The organism is Kitasatospora sp. NPDC001132 (assembly GCF_053598415.1).
Genome location: NZ_JBSFKF010000037.1, coordinates 1 through 18,457, shown reverse-complemented (window position 1 = coordinate 18,457; position 18,457 = coordinate 1). Strand labels below are relative to the sequence as shown.

Genomic DNA, 18,457 nt, shown 5'->3' with positions numbered 1-18,457 from the left:
GGGTGGATTATCGTCCGCTCCTGGGCTCAGGAGAGCAGGTTCGCCATCCAGGACTCGACGGCGTCGGCGGTGCGGGGGAGGGCGCCGGACATCAGGTGGGCGCCGTCGGCGGTGATGACCAGGTCGTCCTCGATGCGGATGCCGAGGCCGCGGAGTTCGGCGGGGAGGGTCTCGTCGTCGGGCTGGAGGTAGAGGCCGGGTTCGACGGTGAGGACCATGCCCTCCTCCAGGGTGCCGTCGAGGTAGCGGTCGGCGCGGGACCTGGCGCAGTCGTGGTAGTCGAGGCCGAGCATGTGGCCGCTGCCGCAGAGGGTGTAGCGGCGGTAGAGGCCGTTGTCCTCGGCGAGGGCCTCCTCGGCGGAGACGGGCAGGACGCCCCAGTCGGCGAGGCCCTCGGCGATGACGCGCATGGCGGCGCGGTGGAAGTCGCGGAACCGCGCCCCCGGGCGTAGGGCGGCGATGCCGGCGCTCTGGGCGGCGAGGACGAGGTCGTAGGCCTGGCGCTGGACCGGGGTGAAGGTGCCGCTGAGCGGGAGGGTGCGGGTGATGTCGGCGGCGTAGAGGGTGTCGGTCTCGACGCCCGCGTCCAGCAGCAGCAGGGAGTTCGGGTCGAGGGCGCCGTCGTTGCGGATCCAGTGCAGGACGCAGGCGTGGGCGCCGGAGGCGGCGATGGTGGTGTACGAGGTGCCGTTGCCCTCGGCGCGGGCGCGCAGGTCGAAGACGCCCTCGATCCAGCGTTCGCCGCGGTGGTGGCGCAGGGCGGTGGGCAGGGCGCGGACGACGTCCTCGAAGCCGGTGGTGGTGTGGTCGACGGCCAGTTGCAGCTGGCCGATCTCCCAGGTGTCCTTGACCAGGCGCAACTCGGAGAGGACGGCGGCCAGTTCGCCGTCCCGCAGGCCGTCGGCGGGCCGTCCGGTGGCCTCGTCGACCAGCGGGTCGGTGCCGGCCAGCACCCGGGTGGGCGGCTGGGGGCCGCTGAGCAGCTTGCCGAGGTCGTCGAGGTGTTCGGTGCGCACCCCGGTGAGGCGGGCCGCCTCGGCGAGGTCGGGCCGGGAGCCGACCCAGAACTCGCCGTAGCGGCGGTCGCGGTAGAACTCGCCGCCGTCGCGGGGGGAGCGCGGGCGCAGGTAGAGGATCGGCTCGTGGCCTTCGGGGCCGGCCGGTTCGAGGACCAGGACGTGGTCGGCCTGGTCCTCGCCGGTGAGGCCGGTGAGCCAGACGTACGCACTGTGCGGGCGGAAGCGGTAGTCGAGGTCGTTGCAGCGGACCTTGAGCCGGCCGGCCGGGACGATCAGCCGTTCGCCGGGGAAGGCGGCGGAGAGCCGGGCGCGGCGGCCGGGGAAGCGGTCGTAGCCGGGGACCCGCCGGTCGGCGGGGAGGGGGGTGGCGGACCAGCTGGTGGCCATGAACGAGGCGAGCGCGGGGGAGACCGGGAGGTCGTGGCTCCCGGTGTTGAGGCCGGTCGTGGGGAGGGTCACCGGTGAACTCCTAGGCGGGGCTGGGGAGATGCGGGCACGGACACAGCTCGGTAACGGAGGGCGTCACCTCTTGTGCAGTGCAATTTCACATTACTATGTTACGGGTCACACAGCGCAGCCGGCCAGATCGCTGGATCAGGCCCCCCACAGCGGAGTTGCACATGACCAGGCGCACCCACGCCGCCCTCGCGGCGGCCCTCGCGGCGACCCTCACCCTCGGCCTCGGGGCCTGCTCCAACGACAAGAGCGACAGTGGCGCCGACGCCGCCCCCTCCGACGGCAAGGGCCCGGGCGCGGCGTCCGGCTCGATCATCGGCGGCACCCCGGCCAAGGGCGGCACCCTCAACATCCTGACCAACCAGGACTTCGCCCACCTCGACCCGGCCCGCAACTGGGTGGTGCCGCACATGGATTTCGGCACCCGGCTGATCTACCGGACCCTGACCACCTTCAAGTCCGAGCCGGGGGCGGCCGGCAGCGAGATCGTCCCGGACCTCGCCACCGACCTCGGCAAGCCCTCCGAGGGCGGCAAGGTGTGGACCTTCACCCTCAAGGACGGCCTCAAGTACGAGGACGGCACGCCGATCAAGTCCGCCGACATCAAGTACAACGTCGAGCGCTCCTTCTCCCCGGACCTCACCGGCGGCCCCGACTACGCGATCCAGTACATGGCGGGCGGCGAGAACTACAAGGGCCCGCTGAACGGCGAGCACCTGGCGAGCATCGAGACCCCGGACGACAGGACGATCGTCTTCCACCTGAAGCGCCCGGTCGCCGAGTTCTCCTCCACCGTCTCGCTGCCGACCTTCGCCCCGGTGCCGCAGTCGCAGGAGAAGGGCACCCAGTACGACGCCCGGCCGTTCTCCTCCGGCCCGTACAAGATCGAGACCTACGACCGCGGCAAGCAGCTGGTGCTGGTCCGCAACACCAACTGGGACCAGGCCACCGACACCGTCCGCAAGGCGTACCCGGACAAGGTCGTGGTCACCCAGGGCATCAAGGGCGGGCAGGCCGACGACCGGATCATCGCCAGCGACGGCGCCGACGCCAACGCCATCAACATGCCGTGGATGCAGCACGAGACCGTCGCCAAGGTGCTGCCCAAGCCGGACGTCAAGTCCCGGATGGCCGCCGAGGTCACCGGCTGCACCGACATGCTGTACCTGAACACCGCCAAGGCCCCCTTCGACGACCCGAAGGTGCGCGAGGCGATGATGTGGGCGGTCGACCGCGACGCCCAGGTGACGGCCTTCGGCGGCCCGGCGATGGCCGACGTGGCGACCTCCTACCTGCCGCCCTCGCTGACCGCCGGCGTCAAGTCCGACCCGCTGAAGATCCCGGCCACCGGGGACCAGGAGAAGGCCAAGAAGCTGCTCCAGGAGGCCGGCAAGACCGACCTCAAGGTCTCGCTCACCGTCTCGCTCGGCGACAAGACCCGTGCCGAGGCGATCCAGCAGTCGCTGTCCAAGGCCGGCGTCCAGGTCACCATCAACACCACCGACCCGTCCGCCTTCGCCGACACCATCGGCGACACCAAGAACGCCCCCGAGCTGACCATCAGCGGCTGGTGCCCCGACTACCCCTCCGGTGCGACCTTCCTGCCGTTCCAGTTCGACGGCCGCACCATCAAGGAGAAGGGCAACCAGGGCAACTTCAGCCAGTTCAAGGACCAGGCCACGATGGACCGGATGGACCAGATCGCGGCCATGACGGACGTCAGCGAGGCCGACAAGGCCTGGCAGCAGCTGGACCAGGACCTGGCGAAGAAGGCCCCGGCCGTCCCGCTGATCTGGCAGCGCCGCCCCCTGCTGGTCGGCTCCAACGTGGCCGGCGCGTTCGGCAACCAGGGCTACGCCGGCATGCTCGACCTGGGTGCCATCGGCCTCAAGGACCCCGCCAAGGGCAAGTGAGGGGCCGGCAGCGATGAGTACCACCACTGAGTCTCCCGCCGTGGCCGACGCCACGGCGGGGGACGCCAAGAAGAGTGCCGGGCGCGGGCCCTGGCGGCTGGTCTGGGACCAGCTGTGGGCCAAGGGCTCGGCCCGGTTCGGATTGATCACCGTCGGCGTGCTGCTGCTGGCCGCCGCGCTGGCCGGCCCGCTCAGCTCGCTCGGCGGCTGGACCCCTGAGGAGTTCGACAAGCGCGCCATCGACCCGTACCTGGGCGGCGTGCCCCGGGGCGACTTCGGCGGCATCAGCGCCCGGCACTGGCTCGGCGTCGAGCCGGGCACCGGTCGCGACCTGTTCGCCCGGGTGCTGCACGGCGGGCAGGTCTCCCTGCTGATCGCGTTCACCGCGACGGCCGTCGTCGTGCTCGTCGGCACCCTGGCCGGCATCGCGGCGGGCTACTTCGGCGGGCGGGTCGACACCCTGCTGTCCCGGCTGATGGACCTCACGATGTCCTTCCCCTCGCTGATCTTCATGATCGCGATGATGTCGGTGGCCAAGGACGTCAACCGGATCCTGCTGATCACCCTGGTGATCGGGCTGTTCACCTGGCCCGGCATCGCCCGGGTGGTGCGCGGGCAGACCCTCTCGCTCAAGCACCGCGAGTACGTCGAGGCCGCCAAGGTCGGCGGGGCGCGCTCCTGGCGCATCCTCACCCGGGAGATCCTGCCGAACGTCTCGGGCCCGATCATCGCCTACACCACCCTGCTGGTCCCCGGCATGATCGCCACCGAGGCCGCGCTCAGCTACCTCGGCGTCGGCGTCCGCCCGCCGACCGCGTCCTGGGGCCAGATGATCGCCGAGAGCATCGTGCACTACGAGACCGACCCGACCTACTTCCTGATCCCGACCGCCTTCCTGTTCGTCGCCGTGCTCGCGTTCACCCTGCTCGGGGACGCGCTGCGCGACATCCTCGACCCCCGGGGAGGCCGGTCGTGATCCTCTACCTCGGCCGCCGGCTGCTCGGCGTGGTGGGCATCCTGCTCGCCATCTGCGCCATCACCTTCACCATCTTCTACCTGCTGCCCAACGACCCGGCCGCGGCCGCCTGCGGCAAGACCTGCAGCCCCGAGCGGCTCGCCGACGTCAAGGCGGCGATGGGCCTGGACAAGCCGGTCTGGGAGCAGTTCCTCGCCTACCTCGGCGGCATCTTCGCCGGCCGCGACTACGGCTCCGGCCCCAGCGCCGTGCACTGCGGCTTCCCCTGCCTCGGCTACTCCTACGAGTACGGGCTGCCGGTGTGGGACCTGCTCACCGACCGCCTGCCGGTCTCCGTCTCGCTGGCGCTCGGCGCGGCCGTGCTCTGGCTGGTCCTCGGCCTCGGCGCGGGCGTCACCTCGGCGCTGCGCAAGGGCAGGCCGGTCGACAAGGCGCTGATGGTGCTCTCCGTCGGCACCGCCTCGCTGCCGGTCTACTTCACCTCGATCATGCTGATCTGGGGCGTCGTCAGGACGGCCGGCCTGCTGCCCTACCCGGCGTACCACAAGTTCACCGAGAACCCCTTCGAGTGGGCCTCCAACCTGCTGCTGCCGTGGATCGCGCTGGCCCTGCTGTACGCGGCGATGTACGCCCGGCAGAGCCGCAACTCGATGATCGAGGCGATGGCCGAGCCGTACATCCGTACCGCCCGGGCCAAGGGCCTGCCGTCGCGGACGGTCACCGTCAAGCACGGGCTGCGCTCCGGGATGACGCCGATCCTGACCATCTTCGGGATGGACCTCGGCGGGCTGCTGGCCGGTGCCGTCATCACCGAGTCGATCTTCGGCCTGCCCGGCGTCGGCCGGCTGTTCTACGACGGCCTGGCCCGTTCCGACCAGCCCGTCATCCTCGGCGTCACCCTGCTCGCGGCCTTCTTCATCGTCGCGGCGAACCTGCTGGTCGACCTGCTCTACGCGTTCGTCGACCCGAGAGTGAGGTACTGATGGCCGAGCTGTTGGAGGTCGAGGACCTCAAGGTCTCCTTCGACACCCCGCGCGGCACCGTCCGGGCGGTGGACGGGATCTCCTTCACCGTCGAGGCCGGACGGACCCTGGGGCTGGTCGGCGAGTCGGGCAGCGGGAAGTCCGTCACCTCGCTCGCCGTCATGGGCCTGCACCGCGGCGCCACCGTCACCGGCTCGATCCGGCTGAACGGCCAGGAGCTGGGCGGCCTGGGGGAGCGGGAGCTGGGCGTCGTCCGGGGCCGCCGGATCGCGATGATCTTCCAGGACCCGCTGTCCAGCCTGCACCCCTTCTACACCGTCGGGGAGCAGATCGCCGAGCACTACCGGGTGCACTTCAAGGCCAACCGCAAGGCCGGGCGGGCCCGGGCGGTGGAGATGCTGGCCGAGGTCGGCATCCCCGAGCCGGCCCGCCGGGTCGACGAGTACCCGCACCAGTTCTCCGGCGGCATGCGCCAGCGCGTCATGATCGCCATGGCGCTCGCCTGCGAGCCCGAACTGCTGATCGCCGACGAGCCCACCACGGCGCTCGACGTCACCGTCCAGGCGCAGATCCTCGACCTGATCGCCCGGATCCAGCAGGCGCGCGGCCTCGGCGTCGTGATGATCACCCACGACCTCGGCGTGGTCGCCCGGGTCGCCCACGAGGTCCTGGTCATGTACGGCGGCCGGGCCGCCGAACAGGCCCCGGTGGACCGGCTGTTCGCACGGCCCGCGCACCCGTACACGCGCGGCCTGCTGGACTCGCTGCCGCGCCTGGACGACACCGACGACGCCCCGCTGCGGGCCATCCCCGGCAGCCCGCCGTCGCTGATCGCCCCCGCCCCCGGTTGCTCCTTCGCCCCGCGCTGCGCCCGCACCACCGCCGCGTCCGCCGAGGAGCACGCCCGCTGCCTGGCCGAGCGCCCCCTGCTCGGCCCGCTCGCCCCCGGCCACCAGGCCGCCTGCCACCTGCCGCTGGTGCCGGAAGGGGTGTCGCGATGACTCAGCCGTTGCTCTCGGTACGGGACCTGGTGAAGACCTTCCCCGGCCGGCGCGGGCGCACCGGGCGGCCCGGTGCGCCGATCCGGGCGGTGGACGGGGTGAGCTTCGACGTCGGCGCGGGCGAGACGCTCGGGCTGGTCGGCGAGTCCGGCTGCGGCAAGTCCACCACCGGGCGGATGATCGTCCGGTTGCTCGACCCGACCTCGGGCAGCGTCACCTTCGACGGCACCGAGATCGGCGGGCTCTCCCAGGCGCAGCTGCGCCCTCATCGGCGCGATCTCCAGATGGTCTTCCAGGACCCGTACTCCTCGCTCAACCCCCGGCAGACGGTGGCCCGGATCATCTCCGAGCCGCTGCTGGTCCAGGGGGAGAGCGCGACGGCCGCGCGCGAGCGGGCCGCCGAGCTGATGGACCTGGTCGGGCTGATCCCCGAGCACCTGGACCGCTACCCGCACGAGTTCTCCGGTGGCCAGGCCCAGCGCATCGGCATCGCCCGCTCGCTGGCCACCTCGCCGCGGCTGGTGATCGCCGACGAGCCGGTCTCCGCGCTGGACGTCTCCATCCAGGCCCAGGTGGTCAACCTGATGGAGCGGCTCCAGCGGGAGCTGGGGCTGGCGTACGTGTTCATCGCCCACGACCTCTCGGTGGTCAAGCGGGTCTGCGACCGGGTCGCGGTGATGTACCTGGGCCGGATCGTGGAGATCGGCGACAAGGCCGAGGTGTACGGCAACCCCGCGCACCCGTACACCAGGGCGCTGCTGTCCGCCGTCCCGCTGCCCGACCCGGAGGCGGAGCGGACCAGGGAGCGGATCGTGCTGCTCGGCGACCCGCCGAGCCCGGCCGACCCGCCGCCCGGCTGCACCTTCCACCCGCGCTGCCCGAAGGCCCAGGACGTGTGCCGGACCGAGCGGCCGCTGCTGAGGATCGCCGGGCCCGGCGAGCGGCAGGCGGCCTGCCACTTCCCGGAGGCCTGAGGCGTGTCCCGCGGATTCCGTCGGCCCCGGCCCGGATCCGCGGGACCCGGACCGGGGCACCCATGACCCCCGGTCGGACGCGGCGGGGAACCCTGCGAGGGCCGCGTCCGACCGGGTTCCACCCTTCTTGCCCCGGTCCCTCTCCCGTCTCAGTCCTCGACGGGCAGCAGGCCGTCCCCCGGCAGCAGCCGGCGCGGGCCCGGCCCCTCGGCGGCCAGCTCGTCCCCCGGGTTGAGCACCCGGCAGCGGCGCAGCGACACGCAGCCGCAGCCGATGCAGCCGGTCAGCTCCTCCTCCAGCCGTTCCAGCTCGGCCCGGCGGGCGCGCAGCTGCTCGGCCCAGCGCCGGGAGATCCGCTCCCAGTCGTGCTTGCCGGGCATCCGGTCCTCGGGCAGTCCGGTGAACACCTCGGCGACCTCGGAGAGCGGGATGCCGAGCCGTTTGGCGACCAGGATGAGCGAGATCCGGCGCAGCACGTGCCGCCGGTAGCGGCGCTGGTTGCCCGCCGTGCGCTCGGAGGAGATCAGCCCCTGGTCCTCGTAGAAGCGCACCGCCGAGGTGGCGATCCCGGCCCGCCGGGCCACCTCGCCGACGCTCAGCAGATCGACCGGTGCGGTGGTCATGGCGGCTCCTCGACGGTCGGTCTTGACTTCAAGTTTTGTTGAAGTCCTAGCGTACCGGACGTGACCGAATCAGTTGCCGCCAAGAACGACACGACCCAGCCCGAGCTGGGAAGTTACCCCAAGGAGTCGCCATCCGCGGGAGCCGCCGGAGGGTGGCGCGAACTCTTCTCTCGTCGCTACGCCGCCCCCGCCTCGATCCTGGCCGGCGGCGTCGCGCTGTACGCGATGAACCTCTACTTCACCGCCGCCCTGATGCCCTCGATCGTGGCCGACATCGGCGGCGAGCGGTACTACGCCTGGGTGGCCACCGGCTTCCTGACGGCCGCCGTCATCGCCTCGATGGTGGTCAGCCGGCTGCTGGACCGGCTCGGTGCCGCCCGGGCCTACGTGCTGGGCTTCCTGGTCTTCGGCGCCGGCGCGGTGGTCAACGCGCTCAGCCCGTCGATGGCGGTGCTGATCACCGGCCGGGTGGTGCAGGGCCTCGGCGGCGGCCTGGTCGCCGGGCTCGGCTACGCCGTGATCCGCAGCGCCCTGCCGGAGCGGCTGTGGACCCGTGCGGCCGGGCTGGTCTCGGCGATGTGGGGTGTCGGCACCCTGGTCGGCCCGTCGCTGGGCGGGCTCTTCGCCCAGCTCGGCGTCTGGCGCGGGGCGTACGTCCTGCTGCTGGCCGCCGCGCTGGTGCTGGCGGCGCTGGCCCGCCGGGTGCTGCCCGGGCGCTCCGGCGCGGGGCACGGCAGCGGCCCGGTGCCGCTGCCCTCGCTGCTGCTGCTCACCCTGGCGGCGGCCGCCTTCAGCGTCAGCTCGACCGTGCCGGGCGGCTGGCCGACGGCGCTCTGCCTGCTCGCCGGGCTGGCGCTGCTGGCCGGCTTCGTCTCGGTCGAGCGGCGCGCGGGGGCGACGGTGCTGCCGCAGCAGACCTACCGCGCCGGCAACCCGCTGAAGTGGCTCTACCTGACCGTCGCGGTGCTCTGCGCGGGCGTGGTGACGGAGAACTTCATCCCGCTGTTCGGCCAGGAGCTGGGCGGGCTCTCCCCGCTGGTGGCCGGGTTCCTCGGAGCCACGACCTCGGCCGGCTGGACCACCGCCCAGCTGTTCAGCGTCGGCATCGAGTCGGCCCGCGGCCGGGCCCTGGCGATCCGCACCGCGCCGCTGGTGCTGGTCGCCGGCCTGCTGGTCTACGGGCTGTCGCAGACCGGGCACGCCTCCGGGCTCCGGGTCCTGCTGTGGGCGGTGGCGCTGTTCGGTGCCGGCACCGGGATCGGGCTGGCCTTCCCGCACCTGAGCGTGGCCGCGATGCGCAGCAGCGGCGACCCGGCCGAGGGCGGCAAGGCGGCCGCGGCGATCAACACCACCCAGCTGATCGCCTTCTCGGTGACCTCGGCACTGGCCGGCACGCTGGTCAACCTGGGCGGCGACACCCCGGTCGACTCGGCCCGGTACATGACCTTCGGGACAGCCGCGATCACCGTCCTCGGGGTGGCGACCGCGGCCCGCACCGCCCGCAGCCTGGGGAGGTGACGACGCGGACCGGCCCCGGATCCCTTTCGTCGGGGGGATCCGGGGCCGCCGTCACACGGCTGCGCGGGTCAGGAGGCCGGGCCGACCCGGACGGTGGTGATCTTCCCGCCCTGGGACTCCCGGACGACCTCGATCTTCGTGTTGGTGTCCGGCACCTTCACCGTCAGCTGCGGCGTCGCCGGGTCGCCGTACACCCCGGTGTGGTCGTTGAACACCGGCACGGCCGGCTTCGCCGGGACGCGCACTGCGACGCCGCCCTTGTGCAGGGTGAACGGCGTGGTCGGCTTGAGCGAGAAGGGCGCGTCGTACGTCTGCGCCCGCCCGTTGACCAGGGTGCCGTCGGCGAAGCGGACCGGCGCCGGGTGGGCGTCGACCGGCAGGATCAGCCCGCCGCCGGGGTGGTCCTTGGTGTTGTTGTCACCGTACGAGGTGTCCCACAGCCAGACCAGGACGCCCTCCTGGTACGGGTAGTTGTCCACCACGTTGGCCTTGCCCGCGACGCCGCCGTAGCCGAAGTTGTACGGGCCGGTCTTCAGGAACGCCCCGTAGCCGGTGTAGCGGCGGTTCTCGGCGAGGTACGCGCGCGGGTGCTGCTTGACGGCGGTGCGGCCGGTGATGACCGTGAAGCCGCCGGCCGTCCAGCCGCCCGTGCCGTTCTCGGCGCCGTCGGTGAACAGCACGGTGGCGCCGGCGGTGGCCTTCACGGCGTCCACCAGCACGCCCCGGCCGTGGGTGTTGCTGTCCGAGGTGACGTGGAAGCGCAGCCGCACCTGCTGCCCGAGGTAGCCGTCCAGCGGGATGTGCAGCTGCTTGTAGCCGCCGGAACTGCCGCTCAGGCCCGGGGTGTTGGCGTTGGTGTTGCCGATCGGGGCGCCGTCCACGGTGCCGCCGAGGGCGGTCCAGTGCTTGCCCTGGTCGGTGGAGGCCTCGACGGTCAGGAAGTCGTAGTCCTGCTCGGTGTCGTACCAGACCGCCGCGTCCAGGGCGGCCGGGCCGGCGGCGGTGCGCAGGTCGACGTCCCGGGCGAGGGAGTTGTCGAGGTTGTCGCCGGTGTCGCTCCACCACTGCCGGCTGCCCTCGTACGGGTCGGCGAGGTCGGTGCTGGTGGTGCCGTCCGGCAGGTGGACCAGGACCGCCTGGGCCTGGTCGGTGTTGTAGCTGCTCACCCCGAGGGCGTGGGTGGAGCGGGTGGCGGCCTGCGCCTCGTCGTAGTCGAGCCAGCCGAACTGCAGCTTGCTCCAGGCGTCGAGGTCGCCGGGGTAGCCGCCGGTGGTGTTCGGGCCCTTGCCCAGGTAGGAGCCGGAGGACATCAGCGACCAGAAGTTGACGCTGTTGTCGCCGCCGCTGGTGGGGTACAGATCGGGCAGGCCGAGGTTGTGGCCGTACTCGTGGGCGAACAGGCCGACGCCGCTGTTCTCGCCCGCCTGGACGTAGTCGTAGACGTACAGGCCGGTGTCGCCGACGGGGGCGCCGCCGATCCTGTTGCCCTCCGGGCCGGTCTGCCCGGTCGCGTCCGGGAAGGTCCAGCTGCGGTGCGCCCACAGCGCGTCGGCGCCCTGGGCGCCGCCGCCCCAGGTCTCGTCCACGCCCGCGTGCACCACGACGACGTTGTCCAGGTAGCCGTCCGGCTGGGCGAACTCGCCGTCCTTGTCGTGGTCGTAGCGGTCGTAGACGTCGTACTGGGCGAGCTGCGCCTTGATGTCGGCGGCGGAGCGGCCCTTGGCGATCTCGCCGTCGTACCAGGCCTTGACGGCGTCCCGGATGAATTCCTGGCCCTGGGTCCAGGCGCCGGAGCCCTGCGGGCCCTTGTTGCTGCCGTAGCGGGCCTCGTTGTACGGGACGGTGACCCAGTCGCTGACGGTGCCCTCGACGTCGTACCGGCCGGAGGACTGGGTGCGGTAGTAGTTGCGCATCGACACCGCGCCGGGCGTGTCGTCGAAGAACATCTTCTGGTAGTACGCGCGGTCGAAGTCCGCCGACCACAGGGTGTGGTTGTCGTCCTGGCCCGGCTTGGGGATCTGGTTGTGGCGCGGGCCGGGGGTGCCGCCGTAGCGCGCCTGGCCGTTCCACTGGGTGGTGTCGTCCACCTGGTCGCCGAACTGGGCGAGGATCACGAAGACCTTGTCCGTGCGCTGGTGGGCGAGTTGGACGTAGTCGTCGCCGATCTTCACCTTCGCCGGGGCCCGCTTGCCGGCGCTCTTGGCGACGGTGCCCTTGTTGAGCTGTTCCAGGGCCTTGCCGCGCAGCGCCTGGCGCTCGCGTTCCTGCGGGACCAGCGGTGCGGGCGGGGCCTCGGCGCCCTGCCCCGCGTCGGCGGGGGCGGCGAGGGCGGCGGGGGGCGGGGGTGCGGCCTGGGCGGGGGTGCCCAGCAGGGTGGCCGCTATCGCGCCGGTGGTGAGCGCGGCGGCGAGGGCGGCGGACAGTCTGCGCAACTGACCGTTCCTTTCCGGGGGATGGGGGGCTTCGGGTCATCAGTCGGTGAAGCGCAGGTAATATTTCACATGTGACCGGTCACGTGGAAGAGTCCGGGCAAGCCGAAGGGGCGCCGCAGCCGGCGGTGCGACGCCCCTCGGCCCTCCGCCCAGGGCGGAGCGACGGGTCACTCCAAAGAGGCCCGGAGGAAGGCGAGTTCGGCCTGGGCCAGCTGCTCCAGCAGCCCGCCCGGGGTCATGTGGGTGGCGCCGGGCAGCGGCAGCACGCTGTGCGGGCGGCTGGCCCTGGTGAGCGCCTGGGAGAGCAGCAGGGTGTGCGAGGGGTGGACGTTGTCGTCCGCCAGCCCGTGGATCAGCAGCAGCGGCCTGGCCAGGCCGGGCGCGTCGGTGAGCAGGCAGTCGTCGGCGTAGCCCTCGGGGTTCTCCTGCGGCAGGTCCAGGTAGCGCTCGGTGTACGCGGTGTCGTAGAGCCGGAAGTCGGTGGGCGGGGCGCCCGCGCAGGCGGCGTGGAAGACGTCCGGGCGGCGCAGCACGGCGAGCGCCGCGAGGTAGCCGCCGTACGACCAGCCGCGCACGCCGACCCGGCCGAGGTCGAGGTCCGGGTGCTCCTCGGCGAGCGCGTGCAGGGCGTCGACCTGGTCGTCCAGCGTCACCCGGGAGAAGCGGCGGAAGATGGTCCGGCTGAACTCGGGGGAGACGAACGGGGTGCCGCCGTTGTCGACGGTGACCACCGCGAAGCCCTGGTCGGCCCACCACTGCTTGAGCTGCCAGCGGCGCGGCTCGTTGGCCACCGCCTGGTAGCCGGGCCCGCCGTAGACGTCCAGCAGGACGGGCAGCCGCCGGCCGGGGACGTGGCCGCGCGGGTACACCACGGCGGCGGGCAGGGCGCGTTCGGTGACCCGGGAGCGCTGCGGCTCCACCCGGTGGGGCAGTGGAGCACTGAGATCGGTGAGCGGCAGCTCGCGGCCGTCGAGGATGACGACGCGCCGGACGCCGCCGGCGTCGGCCGAGGTGAGCAGCAGGGTGTCGGCGGCGGCGAGGGCGGTGTGGGTGCCGGGGCCGGAGGTGAGCGGCTCGGGGGCGCCGCCGTCCGGGTCGATCAGGTGGACGTACTGGTCGAAGGGGTCGCCCTCGCCGGTCTCGCAGAGCAGCCGGCCGCGCAGCCGGCCGACGACCCGGCGGATCTGCAGGCCGGCGGTGTCCAGCGGCTTGCCGTCCAGCGCGAGGCCGCGGGCCTGCGGGGTGTCGTGGACGGTGAGCAGTCGGCCGTCGGCCAGCCGGGCGGGGGTTCCGGGCAGGTCGTCCACCCAGAACTCGTCGGTGGTGCGGGAGAGTTCGTCGGTCCTGCCGGTCTGCGGGTCGGCGCTCAGCAGTAGCACGTTCTGCTGCAGGCGGTCGGCGACGGTGAGCAGCACCTCCCCGTCGGAGGCCCAGGAGGCGGCGCAGACGTACGGGAACTCCTCGGCGTCCCAGTGCAGTCGGACCCGGGTGCCGTCGAGGCCGAGCACCCAGAGCTGGACGTCCGCGTTGGGGCCGCCGGCCTGCGGGTAGGCGAAGTCCTCGGGTGCCTCGCCGGGGTTCGCCGGGTCGGCGAAGTACCGCCGGGGGACGGCGGATTCGTCGACCCGGGCGGCCAGCAGCGCGCGGCCGTCCGGGCGCCACCAGTGGCCCCGGTGACGGCCGAGCTCCTCGGCGGCGGCGAACTCGGCGACGCCCCAGCGGGCGCCGTCGGCGGGGGAGAGCGGTTCGAGGGCGGGGGTGACGAACAGGGCGTCCCCGGCGACGTAGGCGACGCGCTGGCCGGTGGAGTCCGGCCGGGGGTCGAACGCGGGCCCGGCGACCGGGAGTTCGTCGCTGGTGCCGGCGGCGGTGTCGGTGCGGAACAGCCGGCCGTCCAGGGTGAAGACGGCGGTGGAGAGGTCGGCGGTGGCGGCGTACGTGCCGATCCCGGCGGCGACCAGCCGGGTGCGCTCGCGCAGCCGGCGCTCGACGGCGGGCAGGTCGTCGCGCCGGCCGGTGCGACCGGGCAGCAGCGCGGCCGGGTCGGCGACCAGCCGCTCCTCGCCCGTGGTGGCGTCGAGCAGGTGGAGGCGGTCGACCGGGTCCTCCGGACCGGTGGAGCGGAGCAGCAGCAGCCGGGTACCGTCCTCGGCGAAGGTGTACGCACGCGGCGCGCCGAAGGTGAACCGGCCGGTACGGGCGCTGAGGGCAAGGAAGGCGTCGGTGATGGTCACGGCCCGATGGTGGTCGCGAGGTGCGCGCCCCGACCAGTAGTCTGTCATGTGAAATGTCACACATCAGTATGTGTGTCAGCCAGTGTCAGCCAGCGGAGGAAACCGTGACCGAGGACCTGCGGACCGCCGAACCCCCGGCCCCGTTGCCCGCCGCCGACGGGCTGTTCAGCGTGTCGCCGGGGGCGGCGCACCTGAACCACGGCTCGTTCGGGGCCGTGCCCGTCCCGGTGCAGCGGGCGCAGGAGCGCCTGCGCGTCGAGCACGAACAGGACCCGGACGGCTTCTTCGCCGACCTCCCGGCCCGGATCGCCGCGGCCAGGACCCTGCTCGCCGCCGAACTGGCCACCGACCCGGACCGGCTCGCGCTGGTCTCCAACGTCACCGAGGCGGTCGCGATCGCCCTCGACAGCATCCCCTTCGCGCCCGGCGACCGGATCCTGGTCACCGACCACGGCTACGGCGCGGTGACGCGGGCCGCCGCCCGCAAGGCCGCCGAGACGGGCGCCGAGATCGTGGTCGCCCCCGTCCCCCTGGAAGCCCCCGACGAGCAGGCCGTCCGGGAGGCCGTGCTCGCCGCCGTGGACGACCGCACCACCGTCGCGGTCCTCGACCAGCTCACCTCGCCCACCGCCCGCCTGGTGGCCGGCCCGGCGCTGCTCGCCGACCTGCGCGCCCGCGGCGTCACCACCGTGGTGGACGGCGCCCACGCACCCGGCATGCTGCCCGCCCCGATCGACCCGAACGCCGACTTCTGGTTCGGCAACCTGCACAAGTGGGCCTTCGCCCCGCGCGCCACCGGGGTGCTCGCCGTCCGCCCCGAGTGGACCGCCCGGATCCGCCCGCTGGCGCTGTCCTGGGAGCACGACAAGGGCTTCCCCGGCAACGTCGAGTGGCGCGGCACCTGCGACTACACCCCCTGGCTGGCCTCCCCGGCCGGCTTCGAGCTGCTGCGCGGACTCGGCCACGCGGCGGTGGCCGCCCACAACGCCGCCCTCGCCGGGTACGGCCGCCGGGTGCTGGCCGAGCGGGCCGGCCTGGCCCCGCTGCCCGCGACGCCCGGGGTGTGGATGAGCACCGTCCGGCTGCCCGCCGGGTACGGCGAGACCGAGCCGCAGGTGAAGGCGCTGATGGCCGAGGTGTGGCACCGGCTCGGCGCCCGGATCGCCGTCCGCCCCTGGGAGGGCGGCGGGGTGCTGCGGGTCAGCGCGCAGCTCTACAACCGCCCGCAGGAGTACGAGCGGCTGGCGGACGGGCTGGTGGAGCTGCTGAAGGGCTAGCCGCTTCGAACCCGGCACCGTCCCGATCACCCGGAGACATTTGCGAGCATGGAACCGGGGAGGAGTGATCCCGTCGCACGGAAAATCGGTGCCATCGATGTCAGTCCTCCCGGGTAACCTCTCGCTGAGATGCGAGATCACACCAACCACCCCCGGACGGCGATGAACACCCCCGATCCAGAGCCCCAGGGCGACCAGGAGCTCAGCCCCGCCGAGGCGTACGCGGCCAGCCGTCGCCGGGCCCAGGAGCAGGCCACCGCCCTGTACGGCTTCCAGCAGCTGTACGACTTCCCGCTGGACGACTTCCAGCTGGAGGCCTGCCAGACGCTGGAGGCCGGATCCGGCGTCCTGGTCGCCGCCCCCACCGGCTCCGGGAAGACCATCGTCGGCGAGTTCGCCGTGCACCTGGCCCTGGCCTCGGGCCGCAAGTGCTTCTACACCACGCCGATCAAGGCGCTCTCCAACCAGAAGTACGGGGACCTGGTCAAGCGCTACGGCGCCGCCAAGGTCGGCCTGCTCACCGGCGACAACTCCGTCAACGGCGACGCACCCGTGGTGGTCATGACCACCGAGGTGCTGCGCAACATGCTCTACGCGGGCTCCAGCACCCTCGACGGCCTCGGCTACGTCGTGATGGACGAGGTGCACTACCTCGCCGACCGCTTCCGCGGCGCCGTCTGGGAGGAGGTCATCATCCACCTCCCCGAGTCGGTCACCCTCGTCTCGCTCTCCGCGACCGTCTCCAACGCCGAGGAGTTCGGCGACTGGCTGGACACCGTGCGCGGCGGCACCAAGGTGATCGTCTCCGAGACCCGCCCCGTGCCGCTGTGGCAGCACGTGATGGCCGGCAACCGGATGTACGACCTGTTCGCCGACCCCGACCGGGACGGCCGCCCCAAGAACAACCTGAAGAACCCCGGCAAGGCCGTCAACCCCGAGCTGGTCCGGCTCGCCCGCTCCGAGCTCGACCGCAACCCGCGCGACCGGTTCGGCCGCGGCCGGGGCCGCTCGATGCCCAACGGCCGTCCCGGCCGGGTCTGGACGCCGGGCCGGGTGGACGTCATCGACCGGCTCGACGCCGAGGGCCTGCTGCCCGCGATCACCTTCATCTTCAGCCGGGCCGGCTGCGAGGCCGCCGTCCAGCAGTGCCTCAGCTCCGGGCTGCGGCTCAACAAGGACTCCGAGCGCGCCCAGGTCCGGGCCGTCGTCGAGGAGCGCTGCGCCGACATCCCCGACGAGGACCTGCACGTCCTCGGCTACTTCGAGTGGCTGGACGGGCTGGAGCGCGGCATCGCCGCCCACCACGCCGGGATGCTGCCGCGGTTCAAGGAGGTCGTCGAGGAGCTCTTCGTGAAGGGCCTGGTCAAGGCCGTCTTCGCGACCGAGACCCTCGCGCTCGGCATCAACATGCCCGCCCGCTCGGTGGTCATGGAGAAGCTGGTCAAGTGGAACGGCGAGACCCACGCCGACATCACCCCCGGCGAGTACACCCAGCTCACCGGCCGGGCCGGGCGGCGCGGCATCGACATCGAGGGCCACGCCGTGGTCCTCTGGCAGCGCGGCCTCGACCCGGAGGCGCTGGCCGGCCTGGCCGGCACCCGCACCTACCCGCTGAAGTCCTCGTTCCGGCCCTCGTACAACATGGCCGTCAACCTGGTCTCCCAGTTCGGACGGCACCGCTCGCGCGAGCTGCTGGAGACGTCCTTCGCCCAGTTCCAGGCGGACCGCTCGGTGGTCGGCATCGCCCGCCAGGTGCAGCGCAACGAGGAAGGGCTGGAGGGCTACCGCGAGTCGATGACCTGCCACCTCGGCGACTTCGACGAGTACATGGAGCTGCGCCGCCGGCTCAAGGACCGCGAGAACGAGCTGGCCCGCGAGGGCACCAGCCAGCGCCGCGCGGCCGCCGTCGAGTCCATCGAGCAGCTGAAGCCCGGCGACGTCATCCACGTGCCCACCGGCAAGTTCGCCGGCCTCGCCCTGGTCCTCGACCCGGGCCTGCCGCCGGTCAACCGCTCCGGCCGGGGCGGCCCGCGCCACCCCGACTTCCAGGACGGCCCGCGCCCGGTGGTGCTCACCGCCGAGCGGCAGGTCAAGCGGCTCGCCATGATCGACTTCCCGCACCCGGTCGCCGCGATCGAACGGCTGCGCATCCCCAAGTCCTTCAACCCGCGCAGCCCGCAGTCCCGGCGCGACCTCGCCTCGGCACTGCGCACCAAGGCCGGACACCTGGAGCCCGAGCGCTTCCGGCGCGGCCGCGCGGCCGCCGCCGACGACCCGGAGATCACCCGGCTGCGCACCGAACTGCGCCAGCACCCCTGCCACGGCTGCTCCGACCGCGAGGACCACGCCCGCTGGGCCGAGCGCTACCACCGGCTGCACCGCGACACCGAACTGCTGGAACGCCGGATGCGCTCGCGCACCCACACCATCGCCCGCACCTTCGACCGGGTCTGCGCGCTGCTCACCGACCTCGGCTACCTCAGCGGGGACACCGTCACCGACGACGGCAAGCGGCTCGGCCGGCTCTACGGCGAACTCGACCTGCTCGCCTCCGAGTGCATCCGCGAGGGCGTCTGGAGCGGCCTGGCCGCCGCCGAACTCGCCGCCTGCGCCTCGGCGCTGGTGTACGAGGCCCGCCAGTCCGACGACGCCGGCGCCCCCCGGGTGCCGGAGGGCGCGGCCAAGGAGGCGCTCGGCAAGATGGTCCGGATCTGGGGCCACCTGGACGCCCTGGAGGAGCAGCACCGGATCAACACCGCCGAGGGCGTCGGCCAGCGCGAGCCCGACCTGGGCTTCGCCTGGGTCGCCTACCGCTGGGCGCTCGGCCACAACCTCGACCAGGTCCTGCGCGACGCCGACATGCCGGCCGGCGACTTCGTCCGCTGGACCAAGCAGCTGATCGACGTCCTCGGCCAGATCCAGGACGCCGCCGGCGAGGACGCCGAACTCCGCAGGACCGCCCGCAAGTTCGTGCTACGGCGGCCAACTCCTGTCAACCGTGGTCCCGGCAATCACCCGCACGTGGGACACCGGCCGCGGCCGGTCCGGGGT

12 protein-coding genes are annotated in these 18,457 nt (G+C 72.9%); 8 read left to right on the top strand and 4 right to left on the bottom strand.

Annotated elements, in window-relative coordinates; all coding sequences use genetic code 11:
* Positions 1–26 precede the first annotated feature (26 nt).
* Positions 27–1,478: an aminopeptidase P family protein gene (locus ACWDBE_RS33300; protein ID WP_449791822.1), complete on the bottom strand. Its 1,452-nt coding sequence runs from the start codon at positions 1,476–1,478 to the stop codon at positions 27–29.
* 161 nt (positions 1,479–1,639) lie between these two features.
* On the opposite strand from ACWDBE_RS33300, the gene ACWDBE_RS33295 reads away from it, so the two are divergent.
* From ACWDBE_RS33295 to ACWDBE_RS33275, 5 genes are read left to right on the top strand one after another with little or no spacing between them, the layout of a single operon-like run.
* On the top strand, positions 1,640–3,388 hold the full coding sequence (locus ACWDBE_RS33295; protein ID WP_449791821.1) for an ABC transporter substrate-binding protein: 1,749 nt from the start codon (positions 1,640–1,642) through the stop codon (positions 3,386–3,388).
* A gap of 13 nt (positions 3,389–3,401) precedes the next feature.
* On the top strand, positions 3,402–4,364 hold the full coding sequence (locus ACWDBE_RS33290; protein WP_449809767.1) for an ABC transporter permease: 963 nt from the start codon (positions 3,402–3,404) through the stop codon (positions 4,362–4,364).
* A complete protein-coding gene (locus ACWDBE_RS33285; RefSeq protein WP_449791819.1) occupies positions 4,361–5,347 on the top strand; it encodes an ABC transporter permease in 987 nt (328 codons plus the stop codon). Before ACWDBE_RS33290 ends, ACWDBE_RS33285 begins: the two co-directional genes overlap by 4 nt.
* Positions 5,347–6,348, top strand: a complete 1,002-nt coding sequence (locus tag ACWDBE_RS33280; protein ID WP_449791818.1) for an ABC transporter ATP-binding protein — start codon at positions 5,347–5,349, stop codon at positions 6,346–6,348. Before ACWDBE_RS33285 ends, ACWDBE_RS33280 begins: the two co-directional genes overlap by 1 nt.
* Positions 6,345–7,322 (top strand): ABC transporter ATP-binding protein, encoded by a 978-nt coding sequence (locus ACWDBE_RS33275; RefSeq protein ID WP_449791817.1) that lies wholly within the window; start codon positions 6,345–6,347, stop codon positions 7,320–7,322. The genes ACWDBE_RS33280 and ACWDBE_RS33275 overlap by 4 nt, the downstream gene beginning before the upstream one ends.
* A 149-nt stretch (positions 7,323–7,471) precedes the next feature.
* On the opposite strand, the gene soxR is transcribed toward ACWDBE_RS33275, so the two are convergent.
* The gene (gene soxR / locus ACWDBE_RS33270; RefSeq protein WP_449791816.1) at positions 7,472–7,945 is read right to left on the bottom strand and encodes a redox-sensitive transcriptional activator SoxR; all 474 of its coding nucleotides are present in this window, start codon (positions 7,943–7,945) and stop codon (positions 7,472–7,474) included.
* A gap of 60 nt (positions 7,946–8,005) precedes the next feature.
* On the opposite strand from soxR, the gene ACWDBE_RS33265 reads away from it, so the two are divergent.
* Positions 8,006–9,463 (top strand): MFS transporter, encoded by a 1,458-nt coding sequence (locus ACWDBE_RS33265; protein WP_449809766.1) that lies wholly within the window; start codon positions 8,006–8,008, stop codon positions 9,461–9,463.
* A gap of 68 nt (positions 9,464–9,531) precedes the next feature.
* Here ACWDBE_RS33265 and ACWDBE_RS33260 read toward each other — a convergent pair whose 3' ends face one another.
* The gene (locus ACWDBE_RS33260; RefSeq protein ID WP_449809765.1) at positions 9,532–11,895 is read right to left on the bottom strand and encodes an immune inhibitor A domain-containing protein; all 2,364 of its coding nucleotides are present in this window, start codon (positions 11,893–11,895) and stop codon (positions 9,532–9,534) included.
* Between the two features lie 167 nt (positions 11,896–12,062).
* Positions 12,063–14,129: a prolyl oligopeptidase family serine peptidase gene (locus ACWDBE_RS33255; RefSeq protein WP_449809764.1), complete on the bottom strand. Its 2,067-nt coding sequence runs from the start codon at positions 14,127–14,129 to the stop codon at positions 12,063–12,065.
* A gap of 104 nt (positions 14,130–14,233) precedes the next feature.
* On the opposite strand from ACWDBE_RS33255, the gene ACWDBE_RS33250 reads away from it, so the two are divergent.
* Both ACWDBE_RS33250 and ACWDBE_RS33245 read left to right on the top strand, forming a co-directional pair.
* The gene (locus ACWDBE_RS33250; RefSeq protein ID WP_449791812.1) at positions 14,234–15,406 is read left to right on the top strand and encodes an aminotransferase class V-fold PLP-dependent enzyme; all 1,173 of its coding nucleotides are present in this window, start codon (positions 14,234–14,236) and stop codon (positions 15,404–15,406) included.
* 162 nt (positions 15,407–15,568) lie between these two features.
* On the top strand, positions 15,569–18,457 hold a 2,889-nt coding region (locus tag ACWDBE_RS33245; RefSeq protein ID WP_449809783.1), incomplete at its 3' end, for a DEAD/DEAH box helicase.

Coding starts and splice junctions, on each gene's coding strand:
- soxR (WP_449791816.1), bottom strand. CDS start 7,945: ATGACCACCGCACCGGTCGATCTGCTGAGCGTCGGCGAGGTGGCCCGG.
- ACWDBE_RS33290 (WP_449809767.1), top strand. CDS start 3,402: ATGAGTACCACCACTGAGTCTCCCGCCGTGGCCGACGCCACGGCGGGG.
- ACWDBE_RS33275 (WP_449791817.1), top strand. CDS start 6,345: ATGACTCAGCCGTTGCTCTCGGTACGGGACCTGGTGAAGACCTTCCCC.
- ACWDBE_RS33280 (WP_449791818.1), top strand. CDS start 5,347: ATGGCCGAGCTGTTGGAGGTCGAGGACCTCAAGGTCTCCTTCGACACC.
- ACWDBE_RS33295 (WP_449791821.1), top strand. CDS start 1,640: ATGACCAGGCGCACCCACGCCGCCCTCGCGGCGGCCCTCGCGGCGACC.